Raw genomic sequence first — 20,764 nt, forward strand, 5'->3', positions numbered from 1 at the left:
TGCGTGTTCCTCCCACGGTTAAATGCCTTGTGAGTCCAGCGGGGCAGGCCTACCGTGGTGGTACACGGAAAGGAGGTGATCCGAGGAATGATTTCCCATCGGACATGTGAGGTGGCTCGCCGCTGAGGCGACCATCGACTCTGACCCGCAGCAGCGGGCCCCCAGATCGACGGACCGCAGCGAATACCACCGAGCTGCCCGGACCCGCAGGGGTCGGCCTTCGTCCAGCCGACACGCGCACCGCGCACCCTGCGGGTCCGCCCATGTCCGGGCGCTGTCGCCCGGGCCGCGTCAAGCGGGGTAGCCGCCGAGGCGGAGCTCCTCGATCAGCCCCGCCTCCTGGGGCGTCCAGCCGAAGCGCTCGCGCGTGATCGCGCTCGAGGACGGCTGGTCGACGGCGAAGATGCCGCCCAGCACGCCGAAGTCCTCCGCCGGCACCTCCCGGGTGGGGAGCGCCAGCTCGTCCCCGATGGTCTGGGCGATCTCGCGCATCGGATCGCCCTCGTCCGCCACCGCGTGCGCGACGGTCCCGGGCGCCGCCTGCTCGAGCACGAGCCGGAACAGCCGCGCGGCATCCAGGACGTGCACCGCGGGCCAGCGCTGGGAGCCGTCGCCCACGTAGCCGGAGGCCCCGCTGCGCCGGGCCGCCTCGATGAGGATCGAGGCGAAGCCGTAGCGCACGCCGGCGCGGTGGACGGAGCGCGGCAGCCGCACGGCCGCGCTGCGCACCCCGAGCCGGGCGAGGTCGAGGACGTGCTGCGCCGTCTCGGCGCGACCGGCGACCGGCCCCTCCGCGGGCATCGGGTCCTCCTCCGTGGAGGTCCTGCCCGGGACCGCCGGGGTGCCGGCGGCGACGACGAAGGCGCGGCCCTCGCCGGCGCCGTCGGCCGTGAGCCCCTCGCCGAGCGCGCGCACCGCGGCCGCCTCCTCCGCGATGCCCTCCTCGAGCCGGCCGAAGTCATTGCTGAAGGCGAGGTGGATGACGGCATCGACCTCGCGGGCGGCGTCCCGCAGCAGGTCCGGATCGGCGAGGGAGCCGTGCAGCGGCGTCGCGCCGAGGGCGGTGACGGCCGCGGCGGAGCGGGAGGAGCGGGCGAGGCCGCGCACCTCGTGGCCCGCGGTGACGAGCTCGGGGACGACGGCGGAGCCGAGGGTGCCCGTGGCTCCGGTGACGAGGACCTTCATGGCTGCTTCCTTCCGGTGGCGGACCTGTGATGCGACAGGAGTAGCGTCACTGTACGCCGGCATGCGACAGATGTCGCGTCACCCTGTGTTCCGCCCCTCACCAGCCAGGACGCGTCTCGCCCGGAGCCCGGTAGCATGCCGCTCATGCCCCGCTGGATGCCTGACGCCCGCGAGCGCCTCGTCGGCGCCGCGATCCAGCTGTTCTCCGAGCAGGGGTACGACGCGACCACCGTCTCCCAGATCGCGGAGCGCGCCGGCCTCACCCGCAGCACCTTCCACCGGCACTTCGGCGACAAGCGCGACGTGCTCGCCGCCGGCCAGGACATGCTCGCCGGCCTCCTCCGCGACGGCGCGGTCCGGGCGCCCGCGGGCTCCACCCCGCTCGCCGCGGTCGAGTCCGCCCTCCTCGCCGCCGCCGGCGCCATGACCCCGGACATGCGCGAGCGCGGCAGCCGCATGCACGCCGTCATCGCCGCGAGCGCCGAGCTGCGCGAGCGCGACCAGCTCAAGCACGTCGGACTCGCCGCCGCTCTGGCCGAGGCGCTGCAGGAGCGCGGGATCGGCCCCCGCGTCGCCGAGGTCGCCGCCGAGATGGGCCTGCTCGCCTTCAAGAACGCCTACGCGCTGTGGATCGAGCAGCCCGACGCGGAGGATGCGCCGCCGCTCGAGGATCTCGTACGGGACGAGCTCGACGCGCTGCGCACCGCGCTCGGCGACCTGGACTGACCGGTCCGGCGCACCTGCCCTACGCTCGCGGCGTGAGCACCCCGCGTTTCCCGCCCGTCACCCGGCTGACCCCGGCCCCCTCCGCGATCGACGACGCCGCCGTGCGCTTCCATCCCCGCCCGCCCGGTCCCGAGGACAGGATCGTCCTGCTGCTCCACGGCCTCGGCAGCCACGAGGAGGACCTGCTCGGACTCGCCCCGATGCTGCCGCCCGGCCCCGTCTGCGCCTCCCTGCGCGGCGTGCTCGCCTGCGGCGCCGGCTACGCCTGGATGGCCCCGCCGCCCGTCGACCCGAGCGACCCGTCCCTCATCGATGAGTCCTCCGCCGCCGTCGAGGAATGGATCGCCCGCACCCCCGGGACCGTCGTCGGCGCGATCGGCTTCTCCCAGGGCGGCATGCTCGCCCTCCAGCTGCTGCGCCGCGACGCCAGAGCGCTCGCGTGGATCGTGCAGCTCTCCGGCCGCCCCTTCGGCGCCCCGCAGCCGGGGGACGCCGCGCTCGCCGAGCGCCGGCCCCCGGCGCTCTGGGGCCACGGCGGTCTGGACCCGCTGTTCGACGCCGCCGCGGAGGACGAGGTGCGCGCCTTCATGACCGCGCACACCGCCCTCGAGGAGGTGCGCCGCCCGTCCCTCGGGCACGGCATCGACCAGGAGGAGCTCGCCGCGATCGCGGGCTTCGTCGGCCGCATGCTCGAGGGGGCCGACGGGGGCGCCGGAGGCCGCTCCGCCGAGGGCTGAACGCCCACAGGGTCCGGTCCTGCCCCTGGTCACGGTGCGGTCCGTCGAGGATCGAGGGAGGGTGCCCGATCCCACCGGTGCGCGAGTGCACAATCCTCTGCCGCGGCCCAGGGACGGCGCTGTACGCTTCCCTCATCCCGCGCCGAGAGACGGCGCCGGAGTCGAGGAGAACAAGGAGACCATGAGCGCCGCCAGCGACGCCCCCGGTGACAGTCCCAGGCCTTCGGGCCACCCAGATACTCACCTCCCGGACGGGGGGAACCGATGGAACTGATCGGTCCGCTCCTGTCCCTCGCAGCCACACTGCTGCTGATCCTCGCGTGCGGCGCCTTCGTCGCCGCCGAGTTCTCCCTCATCACCGTCTCGCGAAATGACGTCGAGGCCGCCGCCGGCAAGGGCGACCGCCGCGCCGCGAGCGTGCTCGAAGGGATGAAGACCCTCTCCACGCAGCTCTCCGGCGCACAGCTGGGGATCACGGTCACCAACCTCGCGATCGGCTTCCTCGCCGAGCCCGCCATCGCCGCGATCGTCGCGCCGCCGCTCGAGAGCTGGGGCCTCGGAGCCGTCGCCGCGCGCAGCGTCTCGGTCGCGATCGCGCTGATCCTCGCCACGGGTCTGACGATGATCTTCGGCGAGCTCGTGCCCAAGAACCTCGCGATCGCGAAGCCGCTGGGCACGGCCAAGGCCGTCGTCGGCTTCCAGCGGATCTTCTCCACGGTCCTGCACTGGCCGATCCGCCTGTTCAACGGCAACGCGAACGCGATCGTGCGCCGGCTCGGCATCGAGCCGCAGGAGGAGCTCGGCTCCGCCCGCAGCGCCGAGGAGCTCTCCGTGCTCGTGCGGCGCAGCGCGGACGAGGGCGCCCTCGCCGCGGAGACCGCGACGCTCGTGCAGCGCACCCTCGCCTTCGGCGACCGGCGCGCCCACGACGCGATGGTCCCGCGCGGCCGCATGGACGTGCTCGAGATCGACGAGACCGTCCAGGACCTGCTCGAGCTCGCCCGCGAGTCCGGGCACTCCCGCTTCCCCGTGCTCGACCCGGAGAACGAGATCGCCGGCGTCGCCCACGTGCGCCGCGGCCTCGCCGTGCCCTTCGCCGAGCGCGCCACGACACCCATCACCGCCGTGATGGGGGAGGCGACCTTCGTCCCGGACACCGTCCCGCTCGACGACCTCATGGACACCCTCCGCGCCGGCCACCTGCAGATGGCCGTCGTCATCGACGAGTTCGGCGACCACGCCGGCCTCATCACCCTCGAGGACCTCGTCGAGGAGATCGTCGGCGAGGTGCGCGACGAGCACGACGAGGAACCGGACGACGCCCCCGAGCCCGACGGCTCCTGGGAGTTCTCCGCCCGGATCCGTCCCGACGAGGCCACCGACCGCCTCGGCGTCACCGTCCCCGAGCACGAGGACTACGACACCCTCGGCGGCCTGGTCACCATGGAGCTCGGCCGCCTCGCCGAGGTGGGCGACGAGGTCGTGGTCGACACCGACCCCGCCCCCGGTGAGGACCCGGCCCGGCTGCGGATCGAGGTGCTCGAGGTCGACGGCCTCCGCATCGAGACGCTGCACGTGACCGTCGAGCCCGCCGCCGAGGACGAGGACGGCGGGACCGCCTCCGACGACGCGGACGACGAGAAGGGGGGCGAGCGATGAGCGACCTCGGCGGCATCGCCCTCACTCTCGTCCTGCTGCTCGCGAACGCCTTCTTCGTGGGCGCGGAGTTCTCGCTGATCTCCGCGCGCCGCTCCGTCATCGAGCCCAAGGCCCTCGAGGGCAACTGGGCCGCGAAGGTGACGATCAGCGCGATGGAGCAGGTCAGCCTCATGATGGCGGGCGCCCAGCTCGGCATCACCGTCTGCTCGCTCGCGCTCGGCGCGATCAGCGAGCCCGCGATCGCGCACCTGCTCGAGGTGCCCTTCGGCGCGCTCGGCATCCCCGAGGGCTTCCAGCACCCGATCGCCTTCGCGATCGCGCTGTCCCTCGTGACCTACCTGCACGTGGTCTTCGGCGAGATGGTCCCCAAGAACATCGCGCTCGCCGGCCCCGAGCGGATGGCGATGATCCTGGGCCCCGTGCTCATGGGCGTCGTCACCGTGCTGCGGCCGCTGCTGTGGCTGTTCAACGGGATCGGCAACCTGGCCCTGCGGATCCTGGGCGTCGAGCCCAAGGACGAGGTCACCAGCGTGTTCACCCGGGACGAGGTCGCCGCGATGGTGAGCGAGTCCAAGGAGGGCGGCTACCTCGAGGACAACGACGAGGCCCTGCTGCTGGGTGCGCTCACCTTCGAGCAGCGCTCCGTCGCGAACCTCGTCATCCCGCTCGCGAAGGTCTCCACCCTCCCGGTGGGCGTCAGCCCCGCCGGGGCGGAGGCCGCGGCGGTGGACGGCTTCTCCCGCTTCCCCGTGCAGGGGGAGGACGGCGCACTCGCCGGGTACATCCACATCAAGGACGTGCTCGAGGCCTCCGAGGAGGCCCGTGACCTGCCGATCCCCGCTGCGAGGATCCGCACCCTGCCGCGGATCGGCGCCGATCAGCCGCTGCGGCAGGCGCTCGCGAACATGCAGGGCTCCGGTGCCCACCTCGGCGCCGCGACCGATGCGGACGGCGCCGTGATCGGCATCGTCACCCTGGAGGACATGCTCGAGGAGCTCGTGGGCCAGATCCGCGACGACTCGCGCGTCGCCGCCTGACGCCCGGGCCCCGGCCCGCCACCCACCGCCCCGTCGGCCTCCTGGCCGGCGGGGCGGTCCGCGTCGCGGCGCCGTCGGCCCTCCCTGCCCGGAGGTGACCGAAGCGGGCAGGACACGTCACGGTTCGCGCAGGCGCACCGCGGATCGACGTGACCTGGACCACCGACACGGTGAATGTCCTGGTCCGCGGCCTGCCCCCCGCTACGGTGGCGCCACACGACGACGTGACCCGGCGGGAGCACCTGCCGAGGGGAGGTGCCCGATGACCCGTCCGCTGCCCGTCCCACCGCCGCTGCCGCGCCCCGCCGCGCGCCCGGAACCCGTGCCCGAGCAGCCGTCGACGCCCGCCCCGGCACCCGAGCCGGCGGAGCAGGACCACCCGCCCGCGGTGCCCGTCTACTTCGTCTCCGACTCCACCGGCATCAGCGCCGAGACGATGGGCAACGCCCTCCTCCTGCAGTTCCCCTCGGTGCCCTTCGAGCGGCACCTCTTCCCCTTCCTGCGCACCCCGGCCGACGCCGAGCGGGTGCGCGAGCAGCTCGACGCGGCCGCCGGCGGCCCCGTCCCGCCGATCGTCTTCCTCACCGTGGTCGACGACGCCGTGCGCGAGGTGCTGCTGGGCACCGTCGCCCCCGTCGTCGACTTCGTCTCCGCCCCGCTCGCCCAGCTCGAGGCGCAGCTCGGCGTGACCGGCGACCACGCGCCCGCCCGCCTCCACGGCGTGGGCGACGTGCGCCGCTACAACCGGCGCATGCAGGCCGTCGAGTTCGCGATCGAGCACGACGACGGGCAGTCCGTGCGGGCCCTCGAGCGGGCCGACGTCATCCTCATCGCCCCCTCCCGCTGCGGGAAGACCCCCACCAGCATGTACCTCGCGCTCATGCACGGCGTGTTCGTCGCGAACTACCCGCTCGTGGACGAGGACTTCGCGGCGGGGGCGCTGCCCGGGGCGATCCGGCACCTCGCCGATCGCTGCTTCGGCCTCGTGACGAGCCCCGAGCGGCTCGCCGAGGTGCGCGGGGAGCGCCGCGCCGCCTCCCGCTACGCCTCGGTCGAGCAGACCCGCTGGGAGCTCGACGCCGCCCGCCGCCTCTACGACCGCCACCGCATCCCCTCGATCGACTCCTCCTCCACGAGCGTCGAGGAGATGTCCACCCACATCCTGCAGACCCTCACCGGCCGCAGGCCCCCGAGCTGACCCGTCCCCACCCCATCCCCTCAGACGGCGCCGCCGTCGGAAGGAGCCCCTCATGAGCCGCACGATCCGCTGGTACTCCGAGCTCGGCATGGACGACCTCGAGCAGGTGGGAGGCAAGAACGCCTCCCTGGGCGAGATGGTCTCGCACCTGGCCGACCTGGGGGTGAGCGTGCCCGACGGCTTCGCGACCACCGCGGAGGCCTATCGGGAGTTCCTCGGCGCGACCGGGCTCGCGGAGCGGATCGACGAGGAGCTGCGGGCGCTCGACACGGAGGACACGCAGGCCCTCGCCGCGACCGGCCGACGGATCCGCGAGCTCGTCATCGCCCAGCCCTTCCCCGCGGAGCTCGAGGCGGGGATCCGGGAGGCGTACGCGACGCTCGCCGCGGGCAGCGGGGACGAGGCCTCCTTCGCGGTGCGCTCCTCCGCCACGGCGGAGGACCTCCCGGACGCCTCCTTCGCCGGACAGCAGGAGACCTTCCTCAACGTGCGCGGCATCGACGCGGTGCTGCTCGCGATCCGGGAGGTGTTCGCCTCCCTCTACAACGACCGCGCGATCGCCTACCGGGTCCACCACGACTTCGAGCACGCGGCCGTGGCGCTCAGCGCCGGCGTGCAGAAGATGGTGCGCTCCGACATCGGCGCCGCGGGCGTCATGTTCACGATGGACACCGAGTCCGGCTTCGACGGCGCCGTGTTCGTGACCTCCGCGTACGGCCTCGGCGAGGGCGTCGTGCAGGGCGCCGTGAACCCCGACGAGTTCTACGTCCACAAGGCCGGTCTCGAGGCGGGCCGGCCCGCGATCCTCGCCCGCCAGGTGGGGGAGAAGGCCCTGAAGATGGTCTACACCGACGACGCCGCCGTCGGCCGGACGACCGCCTTCGTCGACGTCGAGCCCGAGCGGCGGCGCCGCCTCTCCCTGACGGACGAGCAGGTCGAGGGGCTCGCCCGGCAGGCGCTCGTCATCGAGAAGCACTACGGCCGGCCGATGGACATCGAATGGGGCCTCGACGGGGCCGACGGGCAGCTGTACATCCTCCAGGCGCGCCCCGAGACGGTGCAGTCCCGCGCCGGCACCACGATCGAGAAGCACCGCCTCGCCGAGCGCGGCGAGGTGCGGGTCGAGGGCCGTGCGATCGGCGCGCGGATCGGCGCGGGCCCGGTGCGGGTGCTCACCTCGATCGAGCAGATGCACGACTTCGTGTCCGGCGAGGTGCTCGTCGCGGACATGACGGACCCGGACTGGGAGCCGATCATGAAGCGCGCGAGCGCGATCGTCACCAACCGCGGCGGCCGCACCTGCCACGCGGCGATCATCGCGCGCGAGCTGGGGATCCCGGCCGTCGTCGGCACCGGCAGCGCCACCCGGACCCTGCAGGACGGGGAGACGGTGACCGTCTCCGCCGCGGAGGGGGACACCGGCTACGTCTACGCCGGGGAGCTCGAGTTCACGGTGACCAGCACCGACGCGGGCGCCATGCCGGAGATCCCCACCCGGATCATGATGAACGTGGGCAACCCCGAGCAGGCCTTCGCCTTCTCCCGCCTCCCGCACCAGGGGGTGGGCCTCGCCCGCCTCGAGTTCATCGTGAACCGGCAGATCGGCATCCACCCGCGGGCGCTGCTCGAGCTCGAGTCGCTCGAGGCGGAGCACTCGGACCTCGCCGCGCAGGTGCGCGAGCGCACCGCCGCCTACGACTCCCCGCGCGAGTACTTCGTGCGGCGCGTCGCGGAGGGCGTCTCGATGATCGCGGCGGCCTTCGCTCCGGAGCCCGTGATCGTGCGGATGAGCGACTTCAAGTCCAACGAGTACGCGAACCTCCTGGGCGGGGAGGTGTTCGAGCCGGACGAGGAGAACCCGATGATCGGCTACCGCGGCGCCTCCCGCTACGTCTCCGCGGACTTCGCGGAGTGCTTCGCGATGGAGTGCGAGGCGCTGCGCTACGTGCGCGAGGAGATGGGCCTGACGAACCTCAAGCTCATGATCCCCTTCGTGCGCACCCCGGCGGAGGGCAAGGGCGTGATCGACCTGCTCGCCTCCCACGGTCTGCGCCGCGGGGAGAACGGGCTCGAGGTCGTCATGATGTGCGAGATCCCGTCGAACGCCCTCGTGCCGGAGGCGTTCCTCGAGCACTTCGACGGCTTCTCGATCGGATCGAATGACATGACCCAGCTGGTGCTGGGCCTGGACCGGGACTCGGCGCTCGTCGCGGACGGCTTCGACGAGCGGGACCCTGCCGTGAAGATCATGCTGCAGCGGGCGATCGAGGCGTGCCGCGCGGCGGGGAAGTACGTGGGGATCTGCGGGCAAGGGCCCTCCGACCACCCGGACCTCGCGGAGTGGCTCGTCGAGCAGGGCATCGCCTCGATGTCCCTGAACCCGGACACGGTCGTGGAGACCTGGCAGCGGCTCGCGGCGATGCCCGCCGCACGCTGAGGCCGGCCCCTCAGCTCCTTCGCGGCGGGGTGCTCAGAGCTCCAGGTGCGCCCCGCCGTAGGACTCCGTGCCGGGCACGGAGGTGACCGTGGTCAGCAGGAACACCGTGTCGTCGAGGGACTCGACGGCGTGGCGCTGGTGGGTGAGCGTCTCGATCTGGCCGGGGGCGATCTCGACCGGCTCGTCCCCCGTGATCCGCAGGCGCCCGCGGATCACGTAGATCGAGGCGGCGGGCGGGGAGTTGTGCTCGGCGAGCGTGATGCCCTGGCCGAGCGCGATGACGCTCTGGCGCAGCGGGCCGTCGTGGACGAGGACCTCGGCGTGGCGGCCGTTCGGGGCCCGGCGGGCCTCGGCGACGGCGCGGGTGATCGCATCGGACAGGGCGGCCATGGGGTTCCTCCTCGCGTGGCGGCTGGGCCTCCAGTATGACCGGCGTCACAGCGTGCGTCAGGGGATCCGGGAGGTCCGACGGGGGACGCGGCCGACGGGCGCGCCCGTCGGACGGGCTCAGCCGCGCAGCGCCTCCGCGGCCGCGCGGGCGCGGCCCAGCATCTCCCGTTCGCTGACCCCGAGGGCCGCGGCGGCGGCGGCGACGTCCCGGAACTCCGGCTCCCGGCGCACGACGGCGCCGTCCGGGGCGTGGGCGATCTTCACGGCGATCCGCTGGCCCTCGACCATGACCTCGGTGAACGCGCGGCGGCGGATCATCCGCTCCACGTGGTGCGAGCGCACGCCGAGGGTCCCGGTGCGGTCCATGACCAGCTCCGCGATCGCCTCGCGGTCCTCCGTGCGGGCGAGGACGTGCAGGGTCGTCGCGGGGCGGCCGCGCTTCATGACGATCGGGGTGGTCCAGGCGTCGAGCGCGCCCGCGTCCAGGAGCGCGTCGACCGTCCCGGGCCAGAGCCGCGGGTCGAGGTCGTCGACGTTCGCCTCGAGCTGCACGGCGGCCGTGGGCGTCGCGTGGGCGTCCGCCGCGGTCTCGCCGAGCAGCACGCGCACCACGTTGGGGCGCCCGGGGGTGTCCTTCGTGCCCGCGCCCACGCCGAGCGCGGCGAGGGTCATCGCGGGCTGCGGGCCGGCGGTCGCGGCGAGGCCCCGCACGAGGGCGACGCCGGTGGGGGTCGCGAGCTCGCCGATGCCGGGGGCGACGCCGCCCGGGACCCGCCGGCCGCCGTGCTCGTGCGGGCCGCCCTGCATGTGCGCGGGGAGCTCGGCATCGGAGCCCGGGACGGGCCCCGGGTGCTCGTGCGGCGTGTGCTCGTGGCCGTGGGGGTGGTCGTGGGAGTGGTCGTGCGTGTGCGCGTCGCCGTGGTCGTGGCTGTGCGGGTGGGCGTGGCCGCGGGGCGGGAGGATCTCCCCGGCGACCGTCGGCCAGCCGACGGCGAGCCGCGCGACGGCCGGGACCGGCACCGGGATGTCCCCGTGGGCGGCGCGGATCCGCCCGCTGCCCACCGCGATGACGCTCGCCGCGCCCTCGGTGATGCCCAGCTGCCGCCACGCCTCGCACGCGCCGATGACGTCCGCGAGGGAGTCCAGGGCGCCCACCTCGTGGAAGTGCACCTCATCGGCCGGGACGCCGTGGGTCGCGCCCTCGGCGTCGGCGAGACGGCCGAACACCGCGAGGGCCAGGTCGATCGTGCGCCCCGGCACCGCCTCGTCCCCGCGGGCCCGCTCCAGCAGGTCCCGGATCGAGGCCCAGGTGCGGTGCGGCGGGTCCTCGACGAGCACCTCCACGTCGACCTTCAGCGCGCGCTGGCCGCCGCGGTCCACGACCGTGCGCGTGACGCGCACCGACCCCGGGACCAGGGCGTCGAGCACCCGCTGGACGCCGGCGAGATCCGCGCCCGCGTCCACGAGCGCCGCGAGCAGCATGTCCCCGGCCACGCCGGCCGTGGCGTCGATGTAGGCGAGGCGGCGGGGCAGGGCGGGCGCGGAGGTCATGGGCACGATCGTAGGCGGGCCCGGGCGGAGCGGCGCGGGGTGGCCGGGCGTTGCAGCGGGCCGCGGCGACCGTCGGCCCGCCCACTACCGTGGCCCCATGGAGACCAGTCCCGCGACCACCCCCTTCACCCCCGGGTTCGGGCTCACCCCGCGGGTGCTCGCCCTGCAGGGCTCCCCGGTCGAGGAGTTCGCGGAGGCCCTCGCCGGGCGCCGCGCCGCGGGGGAGCGCTCCGTGCTCATCGCCGGGGCGCGCGGCGTGGGCAAGACCGTGCTGCTCAGCCAGCTGCGGGACGCGGCCGCGCTCGCCGGCTGGCGCACCGTCGTGCTGCACACCTCCTCCACCTCCATGGTCGAGGAGCTGCGCGGCGCCGCGGCCGAGCTGCTGCGGGAGGCGGACCCGGAGGCGGAGCGGGTGCGCGCGACCTCCGCGGAGGGCGGCGCCTTCGGGGTGCGCGCCGGGGCCGACGTCGAGTACGTGGACCGCTACGCGGGGGAGCGGGTGCCGCTGGGCCGGCTGCTGGACCGCCTCGCCGGGCTGCTCACCGCCGCCCGCGGCGGGCTGCTCGTGAGCATCGACGAGGTGCAGTCCGCGGACCGCGACCAGCTCCACGAGGTCGCCCAGCACATGCAGGACCTCATCGGGGAGGGACACGGCGCAGGCTTCGTCGCCGCCGGGATCCGCGCCGGGGTGGACGAGCTGCTCGCCCATCCGGGCACCACGTTCCTGCGCCGCGCGCACCGCGTGGACGCCGGCTCCGTGGACGTGGGCACCGCGGCGGAGGTCATCCGCCAGACCGTCGCGGACACGCCCCGCTCGATCACCGTCGAGGCCGCGGTGCGGGCCGGGGAGATCTCCCAGGGCTATCCGTACCTCATCCAGGTGATCGGTGCGGAGGCCTGGTCCCGCGCCGGGGACGCGCCGGTCATCGAGGTGGAGGACGTCGAGGCGGCTCGCGCGGCGGCGGTGGACGCGATGGTCGTCAACGTCCACGGCCCCGCCCTGCGGGACGTCACCGGCCGGCGCCTGGACTACCTGCTCGCCATGCTCGAGGACGACGGCCCGAGCGCCGTCGCCGACGTCGCCGCGCGGCTGGGCCTCGAGGTGGGCGCCGCGAACGCGCACCGCAGCCGGCTGATCCGCGAGGAGCTGCTCGAGGTGCCGGAGACCGGCCGGGTCGCCTTCGCCCTCCCGTACCTGCGCGAGGCGCTCGAGCGGGTCCGGGAGACCGGCTCGACCCGCCGCGTCGCCGCCCCGGCCCGGGTGGCCCGGCCGGTGCGGCGACCGCGCAGCTGAGGCGCACGGCCCGCCGTTCACGGGAGGACACACGGGAACAGGGGGACCGGCGCCGGAGTTGGGCCCGGCATGACGACACAGGACAGCACCACCTCGACCATCAGCACCCTCGGCATCATCGGCGCGGGCAACATCGGCAGCCAGGTGGCCCGTGCGGCCATCGGCGCCGGGTACGACGTCGTGATCGCGAACTCCCGCGGGCCCGAGACCCTCGCGGACCTGGTCGCGGAGCTCGGCCCGAAGGCCCGCGCGGCGAGCGCCGCGGAGGCCGGCGAGGCCGGTGACGCGGTCGTCGTGACCGTGCCGCTGCACGCGATCGCGCAGGTCCCCGTCGAACCGCTCGCGGGGAAGATCGTGCTGGACACGAACAACTACTACTGGGAGCGGGACGGCCGCATCCCCGCCCTCGACGCGGGCGAGACCACCACCTCCCAGCTGCTCCAGGAGCACCTGCCCACCTCGCGCGTCGTGAAGGCGTTCAACCACATCCCCGCCGCGGACATCACGACGGACACCGCGCCCGCGGGCACCCCGGGCCGCCGGGCGCTCGCCGTCTCGAGCGACGACCCGGAGGCGGTCGCCGTGGCGACCCGCCTCTACGACGAGCTCGGCTTCGACGCGGTGGACGTGAGCCCGCTCAGCGAGTCGTGGAGGGTCGAGCGGGACCGTCCCGCCTACGTGGTGCGCCAGACCGCCGAGGAGCTCCGCGCGAACCTGGACCGGGCGAACCGCCTCCCCTGAGCCTGCGTACGATCGTCCCCATGAGCTCGTCCGCCCCCACCCTGCGCCGCCGCCGCTGGGCCCTCTTCGCGCTGTTCCTGCTGCCCGGGCTGTCCATGGCCGCCTGGGTCACCCGCACCCCGGAGGTGCGGGACCTGCTCGGCGCCTCGACCGCCCAGATGGGACTGGTGCTGTTCGGGCTCTCGCTCGGCTCGATGGCCGGGATCCTCTCCTCCGGCCCGCTCGTCATGCGCCTGGGGACGCGGCCCGTCGCGCTGACCGGCGCCGCCCTCGTGGTGATCGCCCTGCCCACGATCGCCCTCGGCGCCGTGGCCGGCCAGCCCCTGGTCACCGCCGCCGGCCTCGCCCTGTTCGGGCTCGGGGTGGGTGCCGGCGAGGTCGCGATGAACATCGAGGGGGCGGACGTCGAACGGATCGGCGGCAAGCCCTTCCTCCCCGCCCTGCACGGCTGCTTCAGCCTCGGCACGGTGCTCGGGGCGGGCCTCGGGATCCTCGCGAACGCGGTCGCCTTCCCCGTCGCGGCGCACCTGGGCCTCACCGCCGTCGTGGGCGCCGCGCTGCTGCTGTGGGCCGCGCCCGCGATCCCCGCGGGCACCGGCCGCACCACACCCGAGGAGCGGGAGGCGCAGGCCGCCGCCCCGAAGCTCGCGCTGCTCGGCGACGTGCGGCTGCTGTTCATCGGCGGCGTGGTGCTCGCCATGGCGCTCGCCGAGGGGACCGCGAACGACTGGCTGCCGCTCGTCATGGTCGACGGCCACGGCTTCGGCGCGACCATGGGATCGACCGTGTTCGCCCTCTTCGCGGCCGCGATGACCGTGGGCAGGTTCGGCGGGGGACCGATCGTGGCGCGCGTGGGGCGCGCCCGCGTGCTGCTGGTCAGCGCGCTCTTCGCCGCCGCGGGGCTGGCGCTGATCTCCTTCGTGGACAGCCAGGCGGTCGCGGTCACGGCGGTGGTGCTGTGGGGCCTCGGCGCCTCGCTCGGCTTCCCGCTCGCGCTCTCCGCCGCCGGGGACTCCGGCCCGAACCCCACCGCGCGCGTGGCCCTCGCCTCGACGATCGGCTACCTCGCCTTCCTCGTGGGGCCGCCCACCCTGGGCCTGCTGGGCGAGCACGTGGGCCTGCGCGGGGCCCTCGTGGTCCCGCTCGTGGTGGTGCTCCTCGCGGCCCTGATCGCCCCGTCCACCGCGCCGCGATCGTCGGCCACGCCCGCGGAGCCCGCCGCGGAGCCCGCCGGGAGGGCCTGAGCCTCCGCCTCGCGGGTCAGGAGGGCATGTCCGACGGGTCGATGCCGAGGAAGTCCAGGCAGCGCTCCACGAGCTCCGCGTTCGAGGCGGCGCGCGTGCCGTCGGGCAGGGTGAGCGTGTCCTCGAGGCCGATCCGCGTGCCGAGCCCCATCTCGAGGGCCAGCAGCGTCGCCGTCCACGTGGACCGCTCCTCCCCGTGCAGCAGCACGGGCGGGCGCCGCTGCGCCGCCGCGAGCTCCACGAGCACCGCCTCCGCCGCCGGCCGGATCTCGCCGGCAGGGAGGTCCGGGAGCTCCACGAGCGCCCGGTGGCAGCCCTGGGCGAGCGGGGAGCGCGCCCAGGCGCGCGCCGCCGCCGGGGACCACAGCCCCGCCTCGACCTCCACCCCGCGCTCGAGGAGCAGATCGGCGACCTCCTCCGCCCCCTCCTCGTGCCAGTTCACCGAGACGAGATCCGGCAGCGCCTCCCACGCCCGCACCTGCGCGAGCCGCTCGGCCGACGAGCCCGCCGCCCAGGCGCCCGTCGTCAGCCCGATCCGCACCCCCGGCAGCGCTGCGCGGAAGGCGCGGAGCCAGCGGGCGACGTCCTCCGCGCGCAGCGAGTCCCGGCCGCCGGGCCGCTTCGCGTGCACGTGCACCTCGCCCGCGCCGGCGGCGATCGCCCGGGCGGCGTCGGCCGCGATCGTCGCGGGATCCGCGACCAGGGCGGGATGGTCCTCGGGGGTGCGGGCGCCGTTCACGCAGACCGTCAGCAGCATGCGCCGAGCGTACGGCCCGGGACGGCGCAGGACGATGGCGGGCGGCGACCGCCCGGTCTACGGTGGAGAGCCCGGGCGAGGAGGCCCCATGACCCAGTACCCCGTGCTCAGCTGCACCGCGATCGACGCCCGCGAGCCGCGCGCGCTCGCCGAGTTCTACCGTGCCCTGCTGGGCCTGCACTATCGCCCCGGGGACGAGGCGCCGCCGCCCCCGCAGGCGGACGACACCGACTGGATCGTGCTGCTCGACGACGAGGAGCATCGTGTGCTCGCCGTCCAGGCCAAGCCGGACCTGCGCCCCTCCACCTGGCCCAGCGAGGAGGTGCCCATGCAGCTCCACATGGACTTCCGCGTGCCCGACGCCGCCGCGCTCGAGACCCAGCGCGCCCGCGCGGAGCAGCTCGGCGCCCGCCTGCTCATGGACCGCAGCGCCGACCCCCACGAGCCGCTGCACGTCATGGCCGACCCCGAGGGGCACCCCTTCTGCCTCCTCGTGGGCTGAGCAGGGAGACCCTCACCGGCCCGCGACCGACAGGTAGGGTGGCCGCCGCCGGATCCCCGCCCCGGCGGGAAGTGAGCCCCGGTGTACCTCGCACTGAACGTCCTCGGCGTCGCCGTGTTCCTCGGCCTCGGCTGGCTGTTCTCCAAGGACCGCCGCGGCATCCGCTGGAAGTCCGTGGGCCTCATGGTCGCGCTGAACGTCGTCATCGCCTGGTTCCTCACGAGCTTCCCCGTCGGCCGGGCCGTCGTGCGCGCCGCGGCGGACGGCTTCGCCTGGCTCGTCGCGATCGCCTACGAGGGCATCAGCTTCGCGCTCCAGGACTGGGTGGGTCCCACCGGCGTGGACCCCGCCCCCGTGAACTTCGTGGTCAGCGCCCTGCTGCCGATCCTCCTGATCGTCCCGCTGTTCGACATCCTCAGCTACATCGGCTTCCTGCCCTGGCTGATCCGCTGGGTGGGCCGCGGGCTCAGCTTCGTGACCCGCCAGCCACGCTTCGAGACCTTCTTCGCGGTGGAGATGATGTTCCTGGGGAACACGGAGGCGCTCGCCGTCTCCCGCGCGCAGCTCAAGCACATGTCCCCGCAGCGCACCGTCACGATCGCCATGATGTCGATGAGCTGCGTGACCGCCGCCCTGATCGGCGCCTACACGCAGCTCGTGCCGGGCGAGTTCGTGCTCACCGCCGTGCCGCTGAACTGCATCAACGCGCTGCTCGTGGCGAGCCTGCTGTTCCCCGTCGAGGTCCCCGCCGAGGAGGACGTGATCGTCGGCGTGGGTGCCGTCGAGAGCGAGGCCCCGCAGGCCGCGACGACCGGGGCCGACGTCGCCGCCGCCGACAGCGCCGCCGTCGGCACTGCCGCCGGTACCGCTGCGGAGGCCGCCGACGCGGGGCCGACGGAGGCGCCGGGGCCGACGAAGCCCGCCAAGCCCGAGCGGGAGCCGTTCTTCTCGTTCCTCGGCGACTCGATCCTGGGTGCGGGGAAGATCGTGCTCATCGTGCTCGCGAACGTCATCGCGTTCGTCGCGCTCGCCGGGCTCGTCAACCACCTGCTGGGCCTCATCCACTCGGGGCTGTCGCTGCAGGCGATCCTCGGGATCGTGCTGTTCGTCCCCGCGATGCTGCTGGGCCTGGACCCCGCGACCGCGACCGAGGTCTCGCAGATGATGGGCCTCAAGCTCGTCACCAACGAGTTCGTCGTCATGGGGCAGATCACCGGCGAGGTCGCCGGCTACGACCGCCACCACCAGGCGGTGCTCACGGTGTTCCTGACCTCGTTCGCGAACCTCTCCACGGTGGGCATGATCATCGGCGCCTTCAAGGGCCTCGTGGACCGCGAGAAGAACGACCTCATCTCCCGCAACGTGGGGCGGATGCTGCTCGCCGGCATCCTCGTCTCGCTGCTCTCCGCCGCGCTCGTGGGGCTGTTCGTCTGGTGACCCCGCGGGTGATCAGCGGCTGCTGATCTCCCTGCGGTGATCACCCCTCGCTGATCACCACGCGTAGGCCTCGGGGGCCGCGCCGCCGGGGCCCGGGAAGATCTCGTCGATCGCGGTGAGGTCCTCCGCCGTGAGCTCGATCTCGAAGGCGTCGAGCGCCGAGTCCAGCTGCTCCATGGTGCGCGGGCCGATGATCGGGCCCAGCACACCGGGCCGGTGCAGGAGCCAGGCGAGCGCCGCCTGCCCGGGCGCGAGGTCCCGCTCCGCGCAGAACGCCTCCCAGCGGTCCAGCTGCGCGGTGAGCGCGGCGTCGGCCGGGTCGTGGCGACGGTCCGCGCCGCCGCGCCGGACGCCCTTCTCGCTGCGGCCGCCCAGCTTCCCGCCGGAGAGCGGCGACCACGGGATGACGCCCAGGCCGTAGTGCTCCGCGGCCGGCAGCACCTCGAGCTCCACGTCCCGGGAGAGCAGGTTGTACAGCGACTGCTCGGAGACCAGGCCCAGGGAGCCGCGCCGGGCGGCCGTCTCGTTCGCCTGGGCGAGGTGCCACCCGGCGAAGTTCGAGGAGCCCACGTAGCTGATCTTCCCCTGCGCGACCAGCAGGTCCATCGCCTGCCAGATCTCCTCCCAGGGGGTCGACCGGTCCACGTGGTGCATCTGGTAGAGGTCGATGTGGTCCGTCTGCAGGCGCCGGAGGGACGCGTCCACCGCACGGCGGATGTTCAGCGCGGAGAGCCCGCGGTCGTTGGCGCCGGGCCCCATCTCGCCGTACACCTTCGTGGCGAGCACGATCTCGTCGCGCCGCCCGGAGGAGGCGAGCCAGCGGCCCACGATCTCCTCGGTCCAGCCGCGATGCTCCGCGCCGCCGTACACGTTCGCGGTGTCGACGAAGGTGACGCCCTGGTCCACGGCGCGATCCATGATCGCGAAGGCGTCCTCCTCCGTGGTGTGCGGGCCGAAGTTCATGGTGCCGAGCACGAGCCGGGAGACGGTCGCGCCGGTGCGTCCGAGCTGGGAGTACTGCATCTCTGGATCACTCCTCGTAGGGATGGCGGGGCCGCAGGCGGGCGGCCGGTCGCGCCGTGGGAAACCCTATTCCGACCGCGCGGCGGTGGCCAGGGCGGGGCGAGGGGTGGTCCCCGTGGTGGACGGCGCGGCGGCAGCGCGGGCCGTGGGATCCTCTCGATGACCCAAGCACCCCCAGGAGGCTGACGATGACGCGACTGTGGCCCGCCCTGCGGATCGGCGTGGCCGTGCTCTGCCTCGCGGCGCTGAACCGCCAGCTGGGGCTGTCGATCGGCAACGCCCTCGGCGCCGGCTCCGGCCCGGCCGGGGACGTCGCGACGGTCGTCGCGAACCACTTCAGCTACTTCACGGTGCTCTCCAACATCGGCGCCGTCGTCGTGCTGGGTCTCGCGGGACTGCGCACCGCGCTGAGACGCCGCCGCGGTGGGCGCGGAGACGATCCTGATCCCGCGTGGCTCGCGACCGCGCTCGTCTGCGTCAGCACCTACATGATCATCACCGGCGTGGTCTACAACCTCGTGCTGCGGTCCATCCCGATCGAGGGCAGCTCCGACGTCTGGACGAACGAGGTGCTGCACGTCGTGGGCCCGCTGTTCCTCCTGCTGGACGCCCTTGTCGCGCCGGGCCGCCGCGCGCTCCCGTGGCGCGCCGTCGGGATCGCCGCCGTGCCGCCGATCCTCTGGGCGGTCTACACGATGCTCCGCGCGAACCTCGTCGTCAGCCCGATGACCGGGGACCCGTGGTGGTACCCGTACCCCTTCCTCGATCCCCACCTGATGCCCGGCGGATACCTCGGCGTGGCCGGTGCCATCGTGGGCGTCGCCGCCCTCATCATCGGCGTCGCGGCGGGCGTGACCTGGGCGGGCCGGCGTCACGGGGTGCGGATCGCGGAGGCCTGAGGGCGGCGATGCCGGACGCTGTCACCCGCGCAGCGCGCGCACCTCGGCGAGCCATGCGACGCCCAGCCGCTCGCCGTCGGGCAGGGAGTCCTCGCGGTCCCATCGCCAGGTGGTCGCGATGGCGCGGGTGAGAATCCGGCAGTCCTCGAGCAGATCGGCGTCCAGGCCCGGATAGTGCGCGGCGACCTGCGCCGGGGCATGCGCGAGATCGAACTCGACGGGCCCCGTGCAGCAGGTCTCGAGGTCGATCACCAGGGGGCCGTCGGCGGCGTCCAGGACGTTGCCCGGGTGCGGCTCGCCGTGGAGCACCTGCTGGCGGTCGCTGCGGTCCACCCGTGCCGAGAGCTCGACGAGGGTCTCCCGGAGGAAGACCCGATCGGCGGCCGACAGTCGCGGCGTGCGCGCGGGGTCGTCGAGGAGTGCGAGGGCGGCGTCGACGCGGGTGGTGAAGGAGGGAGCGTCGAGCTCCGCATGCCGCATGGCCGCGTGCAGACGGTGCAGGACCTCGGTGTACTCCTCAGGGGGAAGCTCAGTGCGAGAGGCCGTGGGGTGGTGCGTCCAGAGCGTGATCTCGAGGCCGCCTCGCACGTGCACCTGCGGCGGCACGCGCGGATCAGGAAACCCGATCGGGGCGCCGGCCTCAGCGAGCCGCTGCGCACGGTCGAGCTCGGTCTGCGCGCCGCCGGAGGAGGGCGGCCCGATGCGCGCGACGAGGTCGCAGGGCAGGAGGCGCGCGGTCAGGCGGTTCGAGTCGTGGAGGTCGAGGACCTCGTCGACCTCGAGGCCGAGGGAGCTCACGAGGTCGGCGGCGGCGCGTCGGGCCCGGTCGGCGTCGGTGGGGTGCACGGTCCGAGCGTAGGCGCGAGAGCTTGTTCTGGCGTCCAGTTTATTGGGGCTGGTCAGCGGCCGCTGTGCAGGGCAGCGGCGAAAGGCTGCGCGGCGGCGGGAACCCGACCTGCGGAAAGCGAGATCGGCGTGGGCCCGTCGGCCACCGGGAACGCGACAATCGCGGTCCACGTGTCCGGGAGGTCCCCCTCGGGTCGTGGCACGTCCTTCAGCATCGCGCTCTCCAGGGCCTCGCCCGCGTGGGAGTCGATCAGCAAGGTGGAGCCCTCCGGGGCGGCGAGGATCGAGGCGGCGAGACACGACTCCATGTCGGTGCGGGCCGACGGACCGTCGTGCGGACGGCACTGCAGGGAGATCTCGACTCCGCCGTCGGGCTCCGGCGGCCAGGCGAGGGCCTGCGCGACGAGCTCCTCGTCCCGCACGAGGATCGTGCTGCGCCGCGGGTCGAAGGATCCGGAGGAGCCCGGCACGAAGTCGGGGGCGTTCTCCTCACGGAGGACGGCAGGCTCTGCGGCGGGCGACCAGGCGGCATGCTGCGCCGTGTAGTGCTCGACGTACAGGTCGAGCATCTCCTCGGTGCGGTCCGTGCCCGACACCTGTGCCTGCAGACCGTCCGGCGTCCTCCGATGATCCTGCGCCCAGGCCTGGAGAGCCGCGTCGACCGGGTATCGCCACGGCGGCATGAGCTGCACCAGCACGCCACCGTTGCGCGCGCACAGGCCGACGAGGCGGTCATCGTCCGAATCGGGCTTCAGGTGGAGCGGGAGCGTGGAGACCTCCCGCTGCGCGGCGAGGAGCGCATCGGCGACGTCGGCCCACGTCAGCGGGGCGAGTTCGACATCGGGTAGGAGCTCGGTGACGTACACCCGGGAGTCGGGGTGGAAGACGTTGTCGATGCCGCGGCAATGTCCGAGCACGCGGCCGTCGCCGCTCACCGCGACGAGCGAGCGGCGGTTGTCCCCCTCGCGCCAGCGGTCGGGGAGGAGGTCGAGGAGGCCTGGCGTTCCCACGTCGTCGGGGGCGGCAGGGCGGACGACGACGGCAGGCATGAGGGCACCATAGTCAGGGGGTGGCATCGAGGACGCCCCGACGGTGCTCGCA

At 74.1% G+C, this 20,764-nt stretch carries 19 protein-coding genes; 12 read left to right on the forward strand and 7 right to left on the reverse strand.

Features of this window, described 5'->3' with window-relative positions; genetic code table 11:
- Window positions 1–291: 291 nt before the first annotated feature.
- Window positions 292–1,185: an SDR family oxidoreductase gene (locus tag NLU66_RS03240; RefSeq protein WP_259361512.1), complete on the reverse strand. Its 894-nt coding sequence runs from the start codon at window positions 1,183–1,185 to the stop codon at window positions 292–294.
- Between the two features lie 144 nt (window positions 1,186–1,329).
- On the opposite strand from NLU66_RS03240, the gene NLU66_RS03245 reads away from it, so the two are divergent.
- From NLU66_RS03245 to ppsA, 6 genes are all read left to right on the forward strand, one after another.
- Entirely contained in the window at window positions 1,330–1,911 is a 582-nt protein-coding gene (locus NLU66_RS03245; protein ID WP_259361513.1) for a TetR/AcrR family transcriptional regulator, read from the forward strand.
- A 32-nt stretch (window positions 1,912–1,943) separates the two neighbouring features.
- The gene (locus NLU66_RS03250) at window positions 1,944–2,648 is read left to right on the forward strand and encodes an alpha/beta hydrolase (protein WP_259361514.1); all 705 of its coding nucleotides are present in this window, start codon (window positions 1,944–1,946) and stop codon (window positions 2,646–2,648) included.
- Between the two features lie 264 nt (window positions 2,649–2,912).
- Complete coding sequence (locus tag NLU66_RS03255) at window positions 2,913–4,307, forward strand: hemolysin family protein (RefSeq protein WP_259361515.1); 1,395 nt, start codon at window positions 2,913–2,915, stop codon at window positions 4,305–4,307.
- Entirely contained in the window at window positions 4,304–5,344 is a 1,041-nt protein-coding gene (locus tag NLU66_RS03260; RefSeq protein WP_259361516.1) for a hemolysin family protein, read from the forward strand. The genes NLU66_RS03255 and NLU66_RS03260 overlap by 4 nt, the downstream gene beginning before the upstream one ends.
- Before the next feature lie 262 nt (window positions 5,345–5,606).
- On the forward strand, window positions 5,607–6,542 hold the full coding sequence (locus NLU66_RS03265; protein WP_259361517.1) for a pyruvate, water dikinase regulatory protein: 936 nt from the start codon (window positions 5,607–5,609) through the stop codon (window positions 6,540–6,542).
- A 52-nt stretch (window positions 6,543–6,594) separates the two neighbouring features.
- Complete coding sequence (gene ppsA / locus NLU66_RS03270; RefSeq protein ID WP_259361518.1) at window positions 6,595–8,979, forward strand: phosphoenolpyruvate synthase; 2,385 nt, start codon at window positions 6,595–6,597, stop codon at window positions 8,977–8,979.
- A gap of 33 nt (window positions 8,980–9,012) precedes the next feature.
- Here ppsA and NLU66_RS03275 read toward each other — a convergent pair whose 3' ends face one another.
- Window positions 9,013–9,369 (reverse strand): hypothetical protein, encoded by a 357-nt coding sequence (locus NLU66_RS03275; protein WP_259361519.1) that lies wholly within the window; start codon window positions 9,367–9,369, stop codon window positions 9,013–9,015.
- Between the two features lie 117 nt (window positions 9,370–9,486).
- The gene (gene larC / locus NLU66_RS03280) at window positions 9,487–10,920 is read right to left on the reverse strand and encodes a nickel insertion protein (protein ID WP_259361520.1); all 1,434 of its coding nucleotides are present in this window, start codon (window positions 10,918–10,920) and stop codon (window positions 9,487–9,489) included.
- Window positions 10,921–11,017: 97 nt separating this feature from the next.
- Here larC and NLU66_RS03285 point away from each other — a divergent pair, with 97 nt between their 5' ends.
- From NLU66_RS03285 to NLU66_RS03295, 3 genes are all read left to right on the forward strand, one after another.
- On the forward strand, window positions 11,018–12,214 hold the full coding sequence (locus tag NLU66_RS03285) for an ATP-binding protein (protein ID WP_259361521.1): 1,197 nt from the start codon (window positions 11,018–11,020) through the stop codon (window positions 12,212–12,214).
- A 99-nt stretch (window positions 12,215–12,313) separates the two neighbouring features.
- Window positions 12,314–12,955 (forward strand): NADPH-dependent F420 reductase, encoded by a 642-nt coding sequence (locus NLU66_RS03290; RefSeq protein ID WP_259362531.1) that lies wholly within the window; start codon window positions 12,314–12,316, stop codon window positions 12,953–12,955.
- Between the two features lie 20 nt (window positions 12,956–12,975).
- Complete coding sequence (locus NLU66_RS03295) at window positions 12,976–14,199, forward strand: MFS transporter (RefSeq protein WP_259361522.1); 1,224 nt, start codon at window positions 12,976–12,978, stop codon at window positions 14,197–14,199.
- A 16-nt stretch (window positions 14,200–14,215) separates the two neighbouring features.
- Here the strand turns inward: NLU66_RS03295 and NLU66_RS03300 are convergent, their stop codons facing one another.
- Window positions 14,216–14,956: a 3-keto-5-aminohexanoate cleavage protein gene (locus NLU66_RS03300; RefSeq protein ID WP_259361523.1), complete on the reverse strand. Its 741-nt coding sequence runs from the start codon at window positions 14,954–14,956 to the stop codon at window positions 14,216–14,218.
- An 88-nt stretch (window positions 14,957–15,044) separates the two neighbouring features.
- On the opposite strand from NLU66_RS03300, the gene NLU66_RS03305 reads away from it, so the two are divergent.
- Both NLU66_RS03305 and NLU66_RS03310 read left to right on the forward strand, forming a co-directional pair.
- Window positions 15,045–15,458, forward strand: coding sequence for a VOC family protein (locus NLU66_RS03305; RefSeq protein ID WP_259361524.1), 414 nt, complete (start codon window positions 15,045–15,047; stop codon window positions 15,456–15,458).
- 81 nt (window positions 15,459–15,539) lie between these two features.
- Window positions 15,540–16,895 carry a NupC/NupG family nucleoside CNT transporter gene (locus NLU66_RS03310; protein ID WP_259361525.1) on the forward strand — a complete coding sequence of 452 codons (1,356 nt, stop codon included), beginning with the start codon at window positions 15,540–15,542 and terminating at the stop codon, window positions 16,893–16,895.
- A 54-nt stretch (window positions 16,896–16,949) separates the two neighbouring features.
- On the opposite strand, the gene NLU66_RS03315 is transcribed toward NLU66_RS03310, so the two are convergent.
- Window positions 16,950–17,918, reverse strand: a complete 969-nt coding sequence (locus tag NLU66_RS03315; RefSeq protein WP_259361526.1) for an aldo/keto reductase — start codon at window positions 17,916–17,918, stop codon at window positions 16,950–16,952.
- Window positions 17,919–18,106: 188 nt separating this feature from the next.
- On the opposite strand from NLU66_RS03315, the gene NLU66_RS03320 reads away from it, so the two are divergent.
- Window positions 18,107–18,817 (forward strand): Pr6Pr family membrane protein, encoded by a 711-nt coding sequence (locus NLU66_RS03320; RefSeq protein ID WP_259361527.1) that lies wholly within the window; start codon window positions 18,107–18,109, stop codon window positions 18,815–18,817.
- A gap of 21 nt (window positions 18,818–18,838) precedes the next feature.
- Here the strand turns inward: NLU66_RS03320 and NLU66_RS03325 are convergent, their stop codons facing one another.
- Window positions 18,839–19,663 carry a phosphotransferase gene (locus NLU66_RS03325; protein ID WP_259361528.1) on the reverse strand — a complete coding sequence of 275 codons (825 nt, stop codon included), beginning with the start codon at window positions 19,661–19,663 and terminating at the stop codon, window positions 18,839–18,841.
- Between the two features lie 53 nt (window positions 19,664–19,716).
- Window positions 19,717–20,712 (reverse strand): hypothetical protein, encoded by a 996-nt coding sequence (locus NLU66_RS03330; RefSeq protein ID WP_259361529.1) that lies wholly within the window; start codon window positions 20,710–20,712, stop codon window positions 19,717–19,719.
- Between the last annotated feature and the right edge of the window lie 52 nt (window positions 20,713–20,764).

Source organism: Brachybacterium sp. NBEC-018 (genome assembly GCF_024860185.1).
GTDB lineage: Bacteria > Actinomycetota > Actinomycetes > Actinomycetales > Dermabacteraceae > Brachybacterium > Brachybacterium rhamnosum.

What these genes read in the sequence shown, in the direction of transcription:
- NLU66_RS03240 (WP_259361512.1), bottom strand. Translation starts at nt 1,185, where the DNA reads ATGAAGGTCCTCGTCACCGGAGCCACGGGCACCCTCGGCTCCGCCGTC.
- NLU66_RS03245 (WP_259361513.1), top strand. Translation starts at nt 1,330, where the DNA reads ATGCCCCGCTGGATGCCTGACGCCCGCGAGCGCCTCGTCGGCGCCGCG.
- NLU66_RS03255 (WP_259361515.1), top strand. Translation starts at nt 2,913, where the DNA reads ATGGAACTGATCGGTCCGCTCCTGTCCCTCGCAGCCACACTGCTGCTG.
- NLU66_RS03260 (WP_259361516.1), top strand. Translation starts at nt 4,304, where the DNA reads ATGAGCGACCTCGGCGGCATCGCCCTCACTCTCGTCCTGCTGCTCGCG.
- NLU66_RS03265 (WP_259361517.1), top strand. Translation starts at nt 5,607, where the DNA reads ATGACCCGTCCGCTGCCCGTCCCACCGCCGCTGCCGCGCCCCGCCGCG.
- ppsA (WP_259361518.1), top strand. Translation starts at nt 6,595, where the DNA reads ATGAGCCGCACGATCCGCTGGTACTCCGAGCTCGGCATGGACGACCTC.
- NLU66_RS03275 (WP_259361519.1), bottom strand. Translation starts at nt 9,369, where the DNA reads ATGGCCGCCCTGTCCGATGCGATCACCCGCGCCGTCGCCGAGGCCCGC.
- larC (WP_259361520.1), bottom strand. Translation starts at nt 10,920, where the DNA reads ATGACCTCCGCGCCCGCCCTGCCCCGCCGCCTCGCCTACATCGACGCC.
- NLU66_RS03285 (WP_259361521.1), top strand. Translation starts at nt 11,018, where the DNA reads ATGGAGACCAGTCCCGCGACCACCCCCTTCACCCCCGGGTTCGGGCTC.
- NLU66_RS03295 (WP_259361522.1), top strand. Translation starts at nt 12,976, where the DNA reads ATGAGCTCGTCCGCCCCCACCCTGCGCCGCCGCCGCTGGGCCCTCTTC.
- NLU66_RS03300 (WP_259361523.1), bottom strand. Translation starts at nt 14,956, where the DNA reads ATGCTGCTGACGGTCTGCGTGAACGGCGCCCGCACCCCCGAGGACCAT.
- NLU66_RS03305 (WP_259361524.1), top strand. Translation starts at nt 15,045, where the DNA reads ATGACCCAGTACCCCGTGCTCAGCTGCACCGCGATCGACGCCCGCGAG.
- NLU66_RS03315 (WP_259361526.1), bottom strand. Translation starts at nt 17,918, where the DNA reads ATGCAGTACTCCCAGCTCGGACGCACCGGCGCGACCGTCTCCCGGCTC.
- NLU66_RS03320 (WP_259361527.1), top strand. Translation starts at nt 18,107, where the DNA reads ATGACGCGACTGTGGCCCGCCCTGCGGATCGGCGTGGCCGTGCTCTGC.
- NLU66_RS03330 (WP_259361529.1), bottom strand. Translation starts at nt 20,712, where the DNA reads ATGCCTGCCGTCGTCGTCCGCCCTGCCGCCCCCGACGACGTGGGAACG.